The organism is Granulicoccus phenolivorans DSM 17626 = NBRC 107789 = JCM 15570, assembly GCF_000423085.1.
GTDB classification, from domain to species: domain Bacteria; phylum Actinomycetota; class Actinomycetes; order Propionibacteriales; family Propionibacteriaceae; genus Granulicoccus; species Granulicoccus phenolivorans.
This window is the reverse complement of the sequence record NZ_AUHH01000023.1, coordinates 13,140-27,572: the sequence shown is the minus strand read 5'-3', so window position 1 is coordinate 27,572 and position 14,433 is coordinate 13,140. Positions and strand designations below refer to the sequence as shown.

Below are 14,433 nucleotides of genomic sequence, written 5' to 3'. Positions count from 1 at the left end.
GCGAAGAATGAAGGTACTGGTCATCGGCAGCGGCGGCCGCGAGCATGCGCTGGCCGACACCATCGCGCGCGACCCCGAGGTCCGTGAGGTGCACGCGGCCCCGGGCAATCCGGGGATGGAGTTGGTCGCCGATCTGCATGAGGACATCGACATCATGGACGGTGCCGCGGTGGCGAAGCTGGCCACCGAACTGGGTGTCGACCTTGTTGTCATCGGCCCGGAGGCCCCGCTGGTCGCCGGGGTCGCCGACGCGGTCCGCGCGGCCGGGGTCGCCTGCTTCGGTCCGACCAAGGAAGCGGCGATGATCGAGGGCTCCAAGTCCTTCGCCAAGGAGATCATGGCCGCCGCCGGGGTCCCGACCGCCGCGTCGGTCGTCTGCGCGAACCTGGACGAGGTCAAGGCCGCGATGGAGCGCTTCGGCGCCCCCTACGTGATCAAGGAGGACGGGCTCGCCGGCGGCAAGGGCGTGCTCGTCACCAACAGCCCCGAGGAGGCGCTCGCGCACGCGGAGAAGTGTCACAAGGTGGTCGTCGAGGAGTACCTCGAGGGTCCGGAGGTGTCTTTCTTCGCGGTGTGCGACGGGAAGCTGGCGTACCCGATGCTGGCCTGCCAGGACTACAAGCGGGTCGGCGCCGGGGACACCGGCCCGAACACCGGTGGCATGGGGGCGTACACCCCGCTGCCGTGGGCCCCGGCCGACCTGAACGACCGGGTGATGAAGACCATCATCAACCCGGTGATCGCCGAAATGGCCAAGCGCGGGATTCCGTTCCAGGGCCTGCTGTACGCCGGGCTGGCGCTGACCGCCGACGGGCCGAAGGTGATCGAGTTCAACGCCCGCTTCGGTGATCCGGAGACCCAGCCGCTGCTCACCCTGCTGGAGTCCCCGCTGGGCCAGCTGCTGTACGCCGCCGCGCAGGGCCGACTGAGCTCGGTGGAGGCGCCGAAGTTCCACAAGGGTGCCGCGATCGGCATCGTGGTCGCCGCCGACGGGTATCCGGAGCACAACGAGACCGGCGGCCGGATCCCGCGCCGGCAGTTCCACACCGGTCAGGTGAAGCTGTTCCACTCCGGCACCCGCCGGGCCAACGACGACAACCATCTGGAGATCGCCGCCGGCCGGGTGATGTGTGCGGTCGCCCGCGGCTCCAGCCTGAAGTTCGCCCGGAACATGGCGTACGCGACGCTGAACTCGCTGTACCTGCCGGGCACCTTCTTCCGCCGCGATATCGGTGAGAAGGCCGTGCTCGGGGAGATCCGGGTGCCGCAGCCCGGGGACGAGAAGGCGACGAAGGCGTGAGCGTTCCCAACGTCCTGGCCAACCGGTACGCCTCCCCGCGGATCCGGGAGATCTGGTCCCCGGAGTACAAGATCGTCGCCGAGCGGAAGCTGTGGCTGGCGGTGCTGGCCGCGCAGCGCGATCTCGGCGTCGACTTCGGCGGGGATGATCCGAATGCGGTGATCGCGGCGTACGAGCGGGTCGTGGATCAGGTGGAGCTGGCCTCGATCGCGGATCGGGAACGGATCACCAAGCACGACGTCAAGGCCCGGATCGAGGAATTCAATGCCCTGGCCGGCTTCGAGCACGTGCACAAGGGCATGACCAGCCGCGACCTGACCGAGAACGTCGAACAGTGGCAGCTGCGCGAATCGCTGCTGGTGCTGCGGGAGAAGACCGTCGCGGCGCTGGTCCGGATGGCCCGACGGGCCAGCGAGTACGCCGACCTGGCGATGGCCGGCCGCTCGCACAACGTGGCCGCCCAGGTGACCACGCTGGGCAAGCGGTTCGCGACCGCGGCCGATGAGCTGCTGGTCGCCTACCGACGGCTGGACGAGCTGATCGCGCGCTACCCGCTGCGCGGGATCAAGGGCCCCGTCGGGACCAGCCAGGACATGCTCGACCTGCTCGGCGGGGACGCGGCGAAGCTGGCCGAGCTGGAGGCCCGGATCGCGACCCACCTGGGCTTCGAGCGGACCCTGACCTCGACCGGTCAGGTCTACCCGCGCTCGCTGGACTACGACGTGCTGACCACCCTGGTCCAGGTCGCCGCGGGCCCGAGCGATCTGGCGCTGGCGATCCGGCTGATGGCCGGCAACGAACTGGTCACCGAGGGCTTCAAGCCGGGCCAGGTCGGGTCCTCGGCGATGCCGCACAAGATGAACACGCGCTCCTGCGAGCGGGTCAACGGGTTCGTGGTGCTGCTGCGCGGGTACGCCTCGATGGTCGGCGAACTCGCCGGGGGGCAGTGGAACGAGGGCGACGTGTCCTGCTCGGTGGTCCGCCGGGTCGCGCTGCCGGACGCCTGCTACGCGCTGGACGGGATGTTCGAGACCTTCCTGACCGTGCTGGACGACTTCGGCGCCTTCCCCGCGGTGATCGAGGCGGAACTGGAGCGGTACCTACCGTTCCTGACCACCACCAAGATCCTGATGGCCGCCGTCCGCGAGGGCATCGGCCGGGAACAGGCCCACGAGGCGATCAAGGAGCACGCGGTCGCGGTGGCGCTGGAAATGCGCGAGACCGGATCCCGGACCAATGATCTGTTCGACCGGCTTGCCGCGGATCCGCGGCTGGGACTGAGCAAGGAACGCCTGCAGAACCTGGCCGGATCGCCGCTGGAACTCAGTGGCGCCGCCGGGGCGCAGGTGGCGCGGATTGTCGAGCAGGTGGCGGTGATCGCGCAGGCACATCCCGAGGGGGCGGCGTACGCCCCGGGCGCGGTGCTCTGACACCCGCGTACAACTGACGGCAACGGCCGCATTCCCCACTCGGGAATGCGGCCGCGTCATTTCCCGACCCGAACCTTGGGCGGAGTTTGGGTTCGCGGGTTGAGTTCGCTGGTCGCGGGCGGAAGTTCGGGTTCGCGGGTTGAGTTCGGGTTTGCTGGGCCTGCAGGGACCGCGGGTGGTACGCCGGCCAGCGGATGGCAGTTCGGCCCGCGAACAGCGGGAAAGCGGGGTAGGGCGGGGCAATGCTGGGTCCTTCTTGGCGGCTCCGCGGGGCTGGCCGGGGGACCGGGTCGGTCCATTCGGCGGACCGGTCCGATCCCCGGCACGCTCTGCTCGGCCGATGGTGGCCGCGTGCTCTGTACTGATGCCGCAACAGCAACAGGGCACGGGCGCCGGCTGGATTGGCTCTCCCGTGGCCACTGACAACGGAGAGTCAATGGAGACCAACATTCACAAGAAGGCGTGGTGGCAGGTCGGCTGGTCCACCGTCGCGATCACCGCCAGCGTTTCGTCCCTGGTACTGGCGCCGTTCAGCGCACTCATGGTGCCGATCAGCGAGGAGTTCGGCTGGTCCCGCAGCCAGACCTCGGGTCTGGTCAGCATCTTCGCCCTGCTGGCCGCTTTCGTCGTCCCCGTCGTCGGGAAGCTGCTGGACAAGTACGGCACCCGCAAGGTCGCTATCCCCTGCACCGCACTGACCGCCGTGGGCCTCGCCCTGCTGGCCTTCCTGCCGAACCACTACGGCATCTGGATGGTCGTGATGGGTCTGCTCGGCCTGATCTCGGCCGCGGTCAACGGGATGCCGCTGATCCGGCTCGGCGCCCGCTGGGTGGATCGCCGCCGCGGTCTGGCGATCGGCATCATCGGCACCGGCCTGGCCCTGGGTCAGGCGATCAGCCCGCCCCTGGTCGGCGTACTGACGGCCAACTTCGGTTGGCGGGCCTCCTTCATCGGTCTGGCCATCTTCGCGGTGCTCGTGGCGCTGCTGCCGCTGATCTTCGTGCTGCGCGAGCCGACCGCTGCTGAGAGCGCCGCCCTGGGCGAGCAGGAACTGCACGAGGAGCGGGACCTGCCCGGCCTCACCCTGGCCCAGGCGGTCCGCACCCGGCCCTTCTGGATCCTGCTGATCACCACCGCCATCGTGGGCTCGGCGATCCCCGGCGCCCTGGTGCACCTGGCGCCGATGCTGACCGACAAGGGCGTCCCCCAGGCTCAGGCGCTGGCCGCGCTGTCCTTCTTCGCGATCGCGGCGATGGCCGGCCGGATGGTCGGCGGCTTCCTGCTGGACAAGGTGCACGCTCCCTACGTGGCCGCGGTGATCTTCGTGCTGCCGGTGCTCGGCTTCGTGATGATCGCCTTCGGCTCGGGCCCGGTGCCGCTGCTCGGGGCCCTGCTGATGGGCTTCGCGATGGGTGGCGAGTCCGACCTGGTCGGCTTCATGGCCTCCCGCTACATGGGCATGAAGTCCTTCGGCACCATCTACGGCCTGTTCTACGGCATCCTGGCGCTGGGGTACTCGATCGGCCCGGCCGCCTACGCCGCGGCCTACGATCTGGGCGGCAACTACAACGGGGCCTTCCTGGTCTTCGGCATCCTGCTGCTGGTCACCATCGGCCTGATCCTGACCCTGGGCAAGTACCCGTTCCCGGCCTCGATCGCCCTGCCGGGCGGCAAGGACCCGGATCCGGAGGACGCCCCCCGGGTGGAGCAGATCAACCTCTGACCGCGGCACCGCACGTGTGCCTGCCGGCCCGGACCTGTGGTCCGGGCCGGCGCTGCGTACCGGGGGAGTGTCCCAGCTTGGGACGGTCCCCCGGGTTCACCCGCGGCCGCGCCGACGCTGTGGGAGGGTGGCCGCGGAGAGGAGCCATGATGAAACAGCAGAAGAGGCGCCGGTCGATCGCCATGACGCCGGAGGAACTGGACACCTTCCTGGCGCAGGCGTGGACCTGCCGATTGGCCACCGTCGGCACCAACGGGCAGCCGCACGTCTCCCCGGTGTGGTTCCTGTGGCACGAGGGCGCGATCTGGATCAGCTCGGTCACCCGCAGCCAGCGCTGGCGCGACATCGAGCGCAATCCGCGGGTCTCGCTGACCGTCGATGAGGGGCAGGCGTACGGGGAACTGCGCGGGGTGACGATCGAGGGCCGCGCCGCGGCGGTCGGCGACGTGCCCCGGGTCGGGGCGGAGGTTCCCGAACTCGAGGCGCCCGAACGCCTGACCAACCAGAAGTACCGCGCGGGGGAGGAGTTCGAGCCCGACGGCTACCACGCCTGGCTGAAGGTGACCCCGGACAAGATCTCCAGCTGGGATTTCCGCAAGCTGCCGCCGAGCTGACCCCGGCCCGGCAGGGCGTCAACCCCGGGCAACTACTGTGGACGCCATGAGCGAGACCCAGAGCCATGCGGAGTACTGGCGCCAGTTCGTCAATGCACACCTGACCGCCGACGACGCCGAGACCCGCGGGCTCGCGCTCGACATCCTCGCCCTGGCGGCCCAGTTGGATGTGCTGCACGAGGCCGATCCGCGCTGGCAGCAGGTCGGGACCGGCCTGGGCCAGGCCAAACAGGCGATCGAGACCCCCTCGGCCGGGTCGGCCGGGATCGCCCGGATGGCTCTGGCCCCGCTGCTGGGCGCCCGCGCCTATCCGGGGACGCCGGTGCGGCACAGTTTCGCGTACCGGTCGATCGACACTGGCTGGTCCCGCACCGGCGAGGCAGCGGTGCGGCACAGCCTCGAGGCCGTCGCGGAGACCGTCGACCTGGTCGAACGGACCCCCGGACTGACCGTGCTGATCGACAACGTCCAGGCCCTGGACTGGGCCGGGCTCGATTCGGCCCTGGCCCGGCGGCTGCACGATCTGGTCGGCAAGGGCCGGATCATCCCGGGGAGCACCTGGGTCGGCGCCGACCAGACCCTGGCGTCGGCCGAGTCGCTGAGCCGGCAATTCCTGGCCGCGGCCTCCTGGGCCGGCGAGCTGGCCGGCGGCGACGAGGTCTGGCTGAATCCGGCGGGCGGCTTCTCCCCGGGCTACCCGGCGATCGCCCGGGCCGCGGGGAAGCAGAACGTCCTCGGCCTGGCCACGGCCGGCTGGATCGACGGGGCCGACGGGACCCGGCTGGTTTCGGTGCAGACCGTCCGTCCGCAGACCGTCGTCGAACTCGCCGCCGAGACCTCCGCCGATCTGGTCGCGTACGCCGCGGTCCCCGATGTCGCCGGACTGGCCCAGCGCTGGGCCGATCTGGAGGGGCGCAGTCCGCGGCTGCTCCCGTCGCGGCCCGACGTGGCCGCCGTCTCGGCCCGACTCGGGCTGGCCGAGACCGACCTGGCCACACCCTGTGAACTGACCGTCCCGGCCCGCCCCGGCCCCTGGGCCGGGCAGCGCGCCCGGGCCTGGAACCGGCGGTGCGAGTCGCTGCTGCGCGAGGCCGAGCTCTGGTCGACCGCGGCCACTGTGCAGCGCGACTTTCCCTATCCCGACCAGGCGCTGGATCGGCTGTGGCGTACCGTGCTGCGGTTGCAGCAGCCCGCCGACCGGGCGGAAGGGGCCGACCCGGCCGCGGTCGCCGACGCGGACCGGGCGTACGCACGCACCGTCAGCGAACTGGAGACCCTGATCGCGACCGCGACCCAGGCGCTGGTCGGGGCCGGCGGGGCGAAGATCCTGCTGAACGCCTCCCCGTTCCGCGAGCGCGGGGTGGCCGCGTACGCCGCCGGCCGCGGGGAGCCGGTCGACGATCACGAGGTCGAGGTGGCCGGATCGCACTACCGACTGGCCCAGGGACGGTGGGCGGTCCGGCTCGACCTCGCCGGGCAGCTCACCTCGGCCCGCTGGGCCGGCCGGGAGTTGCTCGCGGCGGCGCCGGGGCTGGTCCTGGTCGACCCGGCCGATCCCAGCCGGCGGACCCCGGTGACCGAGATCGACAAGCTGGGCAACACCCGCGAGCACGTCAGCGTGGAACGGCGCTTCGGTGACTCCTGGGTGGGGGAGACCTATCGGCTGACCGACGACCGGCTGGAGATCCAGTTCGACATCGACTGGCACGAGCCGGCCGAACTGCGCTTCGACCTGCCGCTGGACCTGCACACCACCAGCGCCGCCACCGAATGCGGCTTCGGTTTCGTGACCCATCCCACCCGGGCCACGGCCGGCGACCCGGACGCGACCCAGTACCCGACCGGACGCTGGGTGCACGTCGCCGAGACCGGCTTCGGGGTCGCGCTGGCCAACGATTCCACCTATTCCCACCGGATCCAGCGGCAGGGCCATCGCACCGTGGTCAGCCCGATCCTGCTCGGCCCGGCGGATCAGGGTCGGCATCGGCTCCGGTTCGCCCTCACCACCGGTGGGGTCGATGCCGCGATCCGCGCCGGGTACCTGCTGAATCTCGGACATCGGATCATCCGGGGCGGCCAGGATGTGCCGCCGGTGGTCGAGGTGGTCGGCGAGGGGGTCGCGGTCGAGGCGATCAAGATGGCGGCCGACGGTTCGGGGGATGTGATCATCCGGCTCTACGAAGCCTGCGGCGGCCGGGCGCGCGGGAGCGTCGAGGTCGGCTTCCTGGCCGATGCGATCGGGCGCTGCGACACCCTGGAACGGCCGATCGGGGATCCGGTCGAGGGGACCGCGCACCTGCTCGACCTGCGGCCCTTCGAGGTGATGACGCTGCGCGCGTACCGCTGACTCGGTGGGCTGACCACCCATCGGTCAGGGGCGGTGGGCGACCGCCTCGATCATGAACCGGGGACCCTCGCCGGGGCGACCGAAGTCGCCGGCCTCGATCGCCGAGCGGGCCGGTCGATGGGCCCCGAACTGTTCGGTCCAGACCTCGTTGAACAGCGGTCGATCCCGCTGCAGGTGCCGCATCACGATGCGTACCTGGACCACGTGGTGCAGGTCGGCGTCGGCAGCGGCCAGGACGGCCCGAAGGTTGGCGAAGATCTGTTCCGCCTCGGCGCGGGCGTCTGCCGGGAGGGCCGCCTCGCCCGGAGCTTTCCCGAACAGGGCCGAGACGTAGATCCAACCGCCCGATTCGACGGCCTGCGGTACCGGCCCGGTGTGGCCCGGGGCATCCGGAGTCACGATCTCCCGCATGACAGCCCCTTCGCGCTCACCGGGTTAAGTTCAGCCTGATTCTAACGCTGTCGGCCTCTCCGACCCGCTCCTAGACTCCCCAGGGTCAAACAAAAAGCTATAGATCCATTCTGAAATCTGATAGCTGAGGAGAGAAGGAGGTCGCGATGGCTGCCACCCAGGCCAACCCGGACGTAGCGGTGAAGCCGGATCAGGCCCTGACCCCGGGCGTGGATGATCGCCTGCGTACGCCCCGAGCCAAGCGCGCCAACCGCTGGGGGCTGGGCCGCCTCATCGGACCCCTGCTGGTGCTGATCGCCTGGGCGGCGGTGACCTGGGGCGGGCTGGTGGACTCTTCCGTCCTGCCCTCGCCCAGCGAGGTCGGGGCCGCCGCCGGCCGGCTGCTTGCGGCCGGAACCCTGCAGCAGCACCTGCTCATCTCGCTGAGCCGGGCGATGATCGGCCTGGGCATCGGCGTGGTCGCCGGCACCGGGCTGGCGCTGGTCGCCGGACTCTTCCGCTGGGGCGAGAACCTGGTCGACGCGAACATGCAGATGGCCCGCGCGATGCCGATCCTGGCCCTGGTGCCGCTGGCGATCGTCTGGCTGGGGATCGGCGAAGAGGTGAAGATCTTCCTGGTCGCGCTGGGCGTCACGTTCCCGATGTACCTGAACACCCATGCCGCGATCCGGGCGGTGGACGCGCGCTACCTCGACCTGGGCCGGACCCTCGGACTGTCCCGGCTCGAACTGATCCGCACCGTCGTCCTGCCCGGCGCCCTGCCCGGCTTCTTCACCGGCCTGCGCTTCGCGGCCTCGGTCTGCTGGCTGGTCCTGGTGGTCTCCGAGCAGATCAACGCCTCCAGCGGCATCGGCTACCTGATGACCCAGGCCCGCGGCATCAGCGCCACCGACGTGATCGTCGTCGGCCTGATCGTGTACGCCCTGCTCGGGCTGCTCTCCGACACCCTCGTCCGTTTCCTCGAAGGGAAGGCCCTCGCATGGCGCTCCACGTTTCAGTACCGCTGACCACCGACCGGGCCGCTGCGCCGGCACCGGAACAGCCCGTCGTCGCCGAACTGGCCGGGGTCAGCCGCGCCTTCGACGGCCGCGGCGTCCTGTTCGACATCGATCTGCAGATTCACCGCGGCGAATTCGTCGCCCTGCTGGGCCGCTCCGGCTCCGGCAAGTCGACCCTGCTGCGGATCCTGGCCCGGCTCGACGCCGACTTCACCGGCACCCTCACCGGTCCGCAGCTGCCCTCGGTGGCCTTCCAGGACTCCCGCCTGCTGCCCTGGCGGCGGGTCCTGGCCAATATCACCCTCGGCCTGCGCGGCACGGACTCCCTGACCCACGCCCGGGAACTGCTCGCCGAGGTCGGCCTGGCCGATCATGAGCGGGCCTGGCCGAAGACCCTCTCCGGCGGCGAGGCCCAGCGGGCCGCCCTGGCCCGGGCACTGGCCCGCAAGCCCGAACTGCTGCTGATGGACGAACCGTTCGGCGCCCTCGACGCGCTCACCCGGATCCGGATGCACCAGCTGGTCCGCCGACTCTGCGACCGCTACCGGCCCGGCGTCCTGCTGGTCACCCACGACGTCGACGAGGCAATCCTGCTCGCCGACCGGGTGATCGTGCTGACCGAGGGACGCTTCTCCCTGGATCAGCGCATCGACCTGCCGCACAGCGGCCGCCGCCACCTGCCCGAATTCGTCCAACTCCGCGGCCGACTGCTCAGCGAACTCGGCGTCGTCGACGACGACCAATGATCGCCCCACCTCCCCACTGCTTCACCCGAAGGACACGACTCCCATGAAACGAATCGCTCCCGTGCTGCTCGCGCTGCTCACCGCCCTCGGCGTCCTGGGCCTGTCCGGCTGCGCAAATGCCGCCGCCGGCAGCGGATCGAAGGTGACGATCAACTACGGCCAGCTCGGCTCGGCCAAACTGATCGAAGCCCTGCTCGAGGCCTCCGGCCAGACCCCCACCGACTACCGGGTCGACTACAAGCTGTTCCCCGCCGGCCCCGGCTTCCTGGAGGCGGTCGCCAGCGACTCGGTCGATGTCGGCATCACCGCCGACACCCCCGCGATCTTCGCTCAGGCCAACCAGATCCCGGTCAAGGCCGTCGGCGTCGCCCGGACGGTACGCGAGGACCGGGCGTACGTGACGGTGCTGGCCCAGGGCGGCTCGGCGCTGCAGTCGGCGGCCGACCTGCGCGGGAAGAAAGTCGCCACGACCGAGGCGACGATCCTGCAGTACACGCTGATCCAGGTGCTGGCCGGTGCCGGCCTCACCCTCAACGACATCCAGGTGGTGAATCTGCCCCCGGCCGACGCCCTGGCCGCCTTCCGGTCCGGTGACGTCGACGCGATCACCAGCGTCGATCCGCAGCTGTCCCAGCTCGAACTGAGTGGGGCTCGCAGCATCGCCGACGGCCGTGGCGTCACCTCCGGCTACAGCTACGTCCTCGCCACCGACAAGGCCCTGGCCGATCCGGGCAAGACCGCCGCGATCGAGGACCTGCTCCAGCGGATCCGACGCGGCTACGCCTGGGCCCACGCCAACCCCGAGGCCTGGGCCACCAAGTACACCGCGCTGACCGGACTCAAGCCCGAGGTCGCCCGGGCAGTCCTGGCGCGGGAGAACTTCACCTTCGTCCCGATCGACGACGCGGTGATCGCCGAACAGCAGAAGCAGGCCGACGTCTACCACGCCCAGGGCCTGCTCAGGGCCAAGCTCGACGTGAGCGCCGAATACGACACCCGCTTCAACGACACCCTCACCGGAGGCAACTGATGACTGAAGCCAACCCCGCCCTGCCCGGGTACGCCCGTGGGTACGAGAACTGGCCCGCCCGGATCGGGCGTACCGTGGGCGACTCCCAACGCGCCTGGCCCAGGCCGAAGCGGGCGCCGGAGGGCTCGCCCAACGTCGTGGTGATCCTGGTCGACGACCTCGGCTACAGCGACATCGGCCCGTTCGGCTCGGAGATCCCCACCCCGAACCTGGACCGGCTCGCCGCTGCCGGACTGCGGTTCACCAACTACCACACCACCCCGGTCTGCTCCCCGGCCCGGGCGGCCCTGCTGACCGGGCTCAATCCGCACCGGGCCGGCTATGGCTCGGTGGCAAACTCCGACCCCGGCGTACCGGGGCTGCGGCTGGAACTGGATGAGGACGTGGTCACCCTGGCCGAGGCGCTGCGCGGGCACGGGTACGCCACCTACGGCGTCGGCAAATGGCACCTGACCCGCGATGCGCTGATCAACGCCGCCGCGCCGAAGCACACCTGGCCGATCCAGCGCGGGTTCGACCGCTACTACGGATCGCTGGAGGGGCTGAACAGCTTCTTCCACCCGAACCAGCTGATCCGGGACAACTCGGCGGTCGACATCGAGGAGACCCCTGACGGCTACTACCTGACCGACGACTACACCGATCAGGCGCTGGCGATGATCAAGTCGCTGCGCGCCAGCGACACCACCCGGCCGTTCTTCCTGTACTTCGCGCACACCGCGATGCACGGGCCGCTCGGGGCGAAGCCGGAGGACCTGGCCGCTCAGCGCGGTCGGTACGCCGCAGGCTGGGACCGGATCCGGGAGGAGCGCTTCGGTCGCCAGCTCGCCGACGGCCTGTTCCCCGCGGGCACCGAGTTGGCCCCGCGGAACTGGGAACCCGGGCTCGAAGTGGACGCCTGGGACGATCTCGATGCCGAGACCCGCGACCGGTACGCCCGCTACATGGAGGTGTACGCGGCGATGGTGACCAGCGTCGATGACAGCCTGGGCCGGATCGTCGACCTGCTGGAGACCCTCGGCGAACTCGACAACACCCTGATCGTGTTCACCTCCGACAACGGCGGCACCAATGAGGGCGGGGCCGAGGGGACCCGCAGCTACTTCAGCCGCTTCGCGCACATCCCGAACCTGCCGGTGGACTGGGAACCCGATGTGAACCGCGACCCGGACCTGATCGGTGGGCCGCGCTCGATGGTGCACTATCCGCGCGGCTGGGGGATGGCGTCGAACACCCCGTTCCGGCTCTACAAGGGGCAGACCTTCGCCGGCGGCGTCCGGGTTCCGTTGATCGTGTCCTGGCCGGCCGGGCTGCCCCGGGCCGAGGGGGATACCGGCGTCCGGGAGCAGTACCAGTACGTCACCGACATCCTGCCGACCGTGCTCGACCTGGCCGGGCTGGAGCATCCGGGGCAGCGGCACAATCTGCCGGCCAAGGAGATCGACGGGGTGAGCTTCGCGCCGGTGGCCCGGGAGAATGCGCCGAGCACCCACCCCGAGCAGTACGCCGAGTTCGGCGGCAACCGGGGCTACTACGCGGACGGGTGGAAGATCGTCACCCGGCACGCGCCGGGGGCGGACTTCGACGATCGCGAATGGGAGCTGTACCACGTCGCCACCGACCCGACCGAGCTGCACAACCTCGCCGCCGCCGAGCCGGACCGGGTCGCCGAACTCGCCGCGGCCTGGGAACGGGCCGCCTGGGCGAACACCGTGTTCCCGCTGGACGCCGGGGTCGGGGGCGTACGCCGACCCGACGAGGCCCAGCACCTGGGGAGCGCGGTGACCCTGTTGCCGGGAACCCCGCGGCTGGAGCGCTACCGCTCGGCGGCGCTGATCCAGTTGCGGGCCTGGCGGGTGCTGATCGACGTCCACGTCGCGGCGGGAGATGCGGGCATCCTGCTGGCCCATGGTGACCAGAGCGGTGGGTACGTGGTCTGGGTCGCCGACGGGCAGCTCCGGGTCGCCTACAACGCGTACGGGGAACTCTCCGAGCTGGACCCGATCGCGATCGGCGAGGGAGAGCACCGGATCAGCCTCGAGGCCACGCCGGAACCGGACTTCCGGACCGAACTGCGGGTCGGGGTGGACGGGGTCGGGGCGCCCCGCCGGACGGGGCTGTGGCAACTGGTCGGGATGGCCCCGTTCAGCGGGATCTCGGTCGGCCGCAACGCCGGCGGCCCGGTGCATTGGGATCTCTACGCCGCGCACGGCACCTACCCCTACACCGGTCGGCTGCACTCGGTGCGCTATGAGCCGGGCGATCCGGCCGAGTACGGCCAGCACGCCGCGGCGGCCCTGGCGTACGACACTGCGGTGTTCTACGACTGAGCCACTTCTCCTGGGCGTGCGTCCGTTCCCTTTCACCGGGTCGGGCGCATGCTCAAAAACTGTCGGTGGGCTCTGGCAGTATTGAAACATGAGTTCGATAACGGATGTGGAAGTCGTGCACTCTCCGCCGCGCCATCTCGGAGAGGCCCTGGCTGCGCTCGATCACGGTGTCGCCCAGGCGCGGGCCGGCGAGATTGCGCAGATCCTGGCCATCGCCGCAGCCTGTGACCTCTATGACGTGGATCGAACGGTCCTGCTCAAGGGGTGCGAGCAGGTGTACGCCGGCGGCTCGGACGGAACGCCGATGATCGGGGAATTCCTCGCCCACGAACTGGGGCCGAGGTTGCGGGTCAGCCCTCGGAGGCCGCGTCGCGGATCGCCTTCGTGCTCAATCTGCGACATCGGCACCCCCACCTGTGGGCACGGGTGATTGCCGGTCATGTGGCGCCGTGGCAGGCGCGTATTGTGACCGACCGGGCTCGCGATCTGAGCCGGGAGGACTGTGCCGTCATCGACGAGCCGGCGGCCGCCGCCCTGATCGGGTTGTCGTGGGGTCGCGCACAGCGCGAGGTCGATCGATTGATCCTGCTGGCCGATCCCCACCTGGCAATGCGCAAGATCGAGGATGCGGCAGCGTTCCGCGAGGTCCGCGTGTCGCGGATCGACCGCGGTCACGTCGATGTCTGGGCCCGACTGGGGGCCGCCGACGGCGTCGCCCTGGACACCGCGCTGGACCGGATTGCCGACGCACTCCCGGCGGGAGACCGGAGTACGGTCGGGCAGCGTCGGGCCCGTGGGCTGGGCCTGTTGGCACGCAATGCGCTCGGCGTTGCGGCGCTGCCCGAGCAACTACCATTGGGGCCGCCCGAAACCTTCGATCACCTCCGGGCCGAGGTGACGGACCACCTTCCGGATTCGAGCCGCGGTGTCCGGCGGCCGCGGTCGGTCGAGCTCGTGGTGCACCTGGCCGGTCGGGCCGATCCCTACTCCGGGGAAGTGAATCTGGCTTCGACGGCAGAGCTGGACCGGTACGGCCATGTGCTGACCAATCAGCTCGCCGAGCTGCTGCGCGGTTGTCGGGTCAAGGTGCAGCCGATCCTTGATGTGGCGCGGGCCGAACCGCAGGACGGCTATCGGGTGCCCACCTGGATGGGGCGGGTTCTGGAGGCGCAGATGCCCTATGACATGTTCCCGTACGCGACGACGCCGGCCCGGCGGTGTCAATGGGATCACACCGTTGCCTACGACCACGAGCGGCAGCGCGGGGCGGGGCAGACCAGGCTGGGGAACCTGGCGCCGTTGGGGCAGCGGTCGCATCGGGTGAAGACTCATGGTGGCTGGCTGGTAGAACAACCCGAGCAGGGAGTGCTCCACTGGGTTTCTCCGCTCGGCTATCGATATACCGTGACCGGCAATGGCACCACGGCTCATCCGCAGCACGTTACTGCCGACAGCCCGGCGACCCAGCTGTAGCCGCCCGGCCGAATCGCTCCACCCCGCCCCG

12 protein-coding genes are annotated in these 14,433 nt (G+C 70.4%); 11 read left to right on the top strand and 1 reads right to left on the bottom strand.

Annotated features, from left to right (window positions below; all coding sequences use genetic code 11):
- Positions 1-7: 7 nt before the first annotated feature.
- From purD to G531_RS0110545, 5 genes are all read left to right on the top strand, one after another.
- Entirely contained in the window at positions 8-1,300 is a 1,293-nt protein-coding gene (gene purD, locus G531_RS0110565; RefSeq protein WP_026927239.1) for a phosphoribosylamine--glycine ligase, read from the top strand.
- Positions 1,297-2,730: an adenylosuccinate lyase gene (gene purB / locus G531_RS0110560; protein ID WP_026927238.1), complete on the top strand. Its 1,434-nt coding sequence runs from the start codon at positions 1,297-1,299 to the stop codon at positions 2,728-2,730. The genes purD and purB overlap by 4 nt, the downstream gene beginning before the upstream one ends.
- 436 nt (positions 2,731-3,166) lie before the next feature.
- Entirely contained in the window at positions 3,167-4,453 is a 1,287-nt protein-coding gene (locus tag G531_RS0110555) for an MFS transporter (RefSeq protein WP_026927237.1), read from the top strand.
- 149 nt (positions 4,454-4,602) lie between these two features.
- Entirely contained in the window at positions 4,603-5,067 is a 465-nt protein-coding gene (locus G531_RS0110550; RefSeq protein ID WP_245630545.1) for a pyridoxamine 5'-phosphate oxidase family protein, read from the top strand.
- A 46-nt stretch (positions 5,068-5,113) separates the two neighbouring features.
- Positions 5,114-7,414, top strand: coding sequence for a glycoside hydrolase family 38 C-terminal domain-containing protein (locus G531_RS0110545; RefSeq protein WP_026927235.1), 2,301 nt, complete (start codon positions 5,114-5,116; stop codon positions 7,412-7,414).
- 24 nt (positions 7,415-7,438) lie between these two features.
- Here the strand turns inward: G531_RS0110545 and G531_RS21850 are convergent, their stop codons facing one another.
- Complete coding sequence (locus G531_RS21850) at positions 7,439-7,825, bottom strand: RidA family protein (RefSeq protein WP_051215345.1); 387 nt, start codon at positions 7,823-7,825, stop codon at positions 7,439-7,441.
- 146 nt (positions 7,826-7,971) lie between these two features.
- Here G531_RS21850 and G531_RS21845 point away from each other — a divergent pair, with 146 nt between their 5' ends.
- From G531_RS21845 to G531_RS0110510, 6 genes are all read left to right on the top strand, one after another.
- Entirely contained in the window at positions 7,972-8,832 is an 861-nt protein-coding gene (locus tag G531_RS21845) for an ABC transporter permease (RefSeq protein WP_035758527.1), read from the top strand.
- Complete coding sequence (locus G531_RS0110530) at positions 8,805-9,569, top strand: ABC transporter ATP-binding protein (protein WP_026927234.1); 765 nt, start codon at positions 8,805-8,807, stop codon at positions 9,567-9,569. Before G531_RS21845 ends, G531_RS0110530 begins: the two co-directional genes overlap by 28 nt.
- Before the next feature lie 43 nt (positions 9,570-9,612).
- Positions 9,613-10,599: an ABC transporter substrate-binding protein gene (locus G531_RS0110525; RefSeq protein WP_026927233.1), complete on the top strand. Its 987-nt coding sequence runs from the start codon at positions 9,613-9,615 to the stop codon at positions 10,597-10,599.
- Positions 10,599-12,929 (top strand): arylsulfatase, encoded by a 2,331-nt coding sequence (locus G531_RS0110520; RefSeq protein ID WP_026927232.1) that lies wholly within the window; start codon positions 10,599-10,601, stop codon positions 12,927-12,929. Before G531_RS0110525 ends, G531_RS0110520 begins: the two co-directional genes overlap by 1 nt.
- 88 nt (positions 12,930-13,017) lie before the next feature.
- Positions 13,018-13,359: a hypothetical protein gene (locus G531_RS26720; RefSeq protein WP_026927231.1), complete on the top strand. Its 342-nt coding sequence runs from the start codon at positions 13,018-13,020 to the stop codon at positions 13,357-13,359.
- A 35-nt stretch (positions 13,360-13,394) separates the two neighbouring features.
- Positions 13,395-14,402: a 13E12 repeat family protein gene (locus G531_RS0110510; RefSeq protein WP_026927230.1), complete on the top strand. Its 1,008-nt coding sequence runs from the start codon at positions 13,395-13,397 to the stop codon at positions 14,400-14,402.
- Positions 14,403-14,433 lie beyond the last annotated feature (31 nt).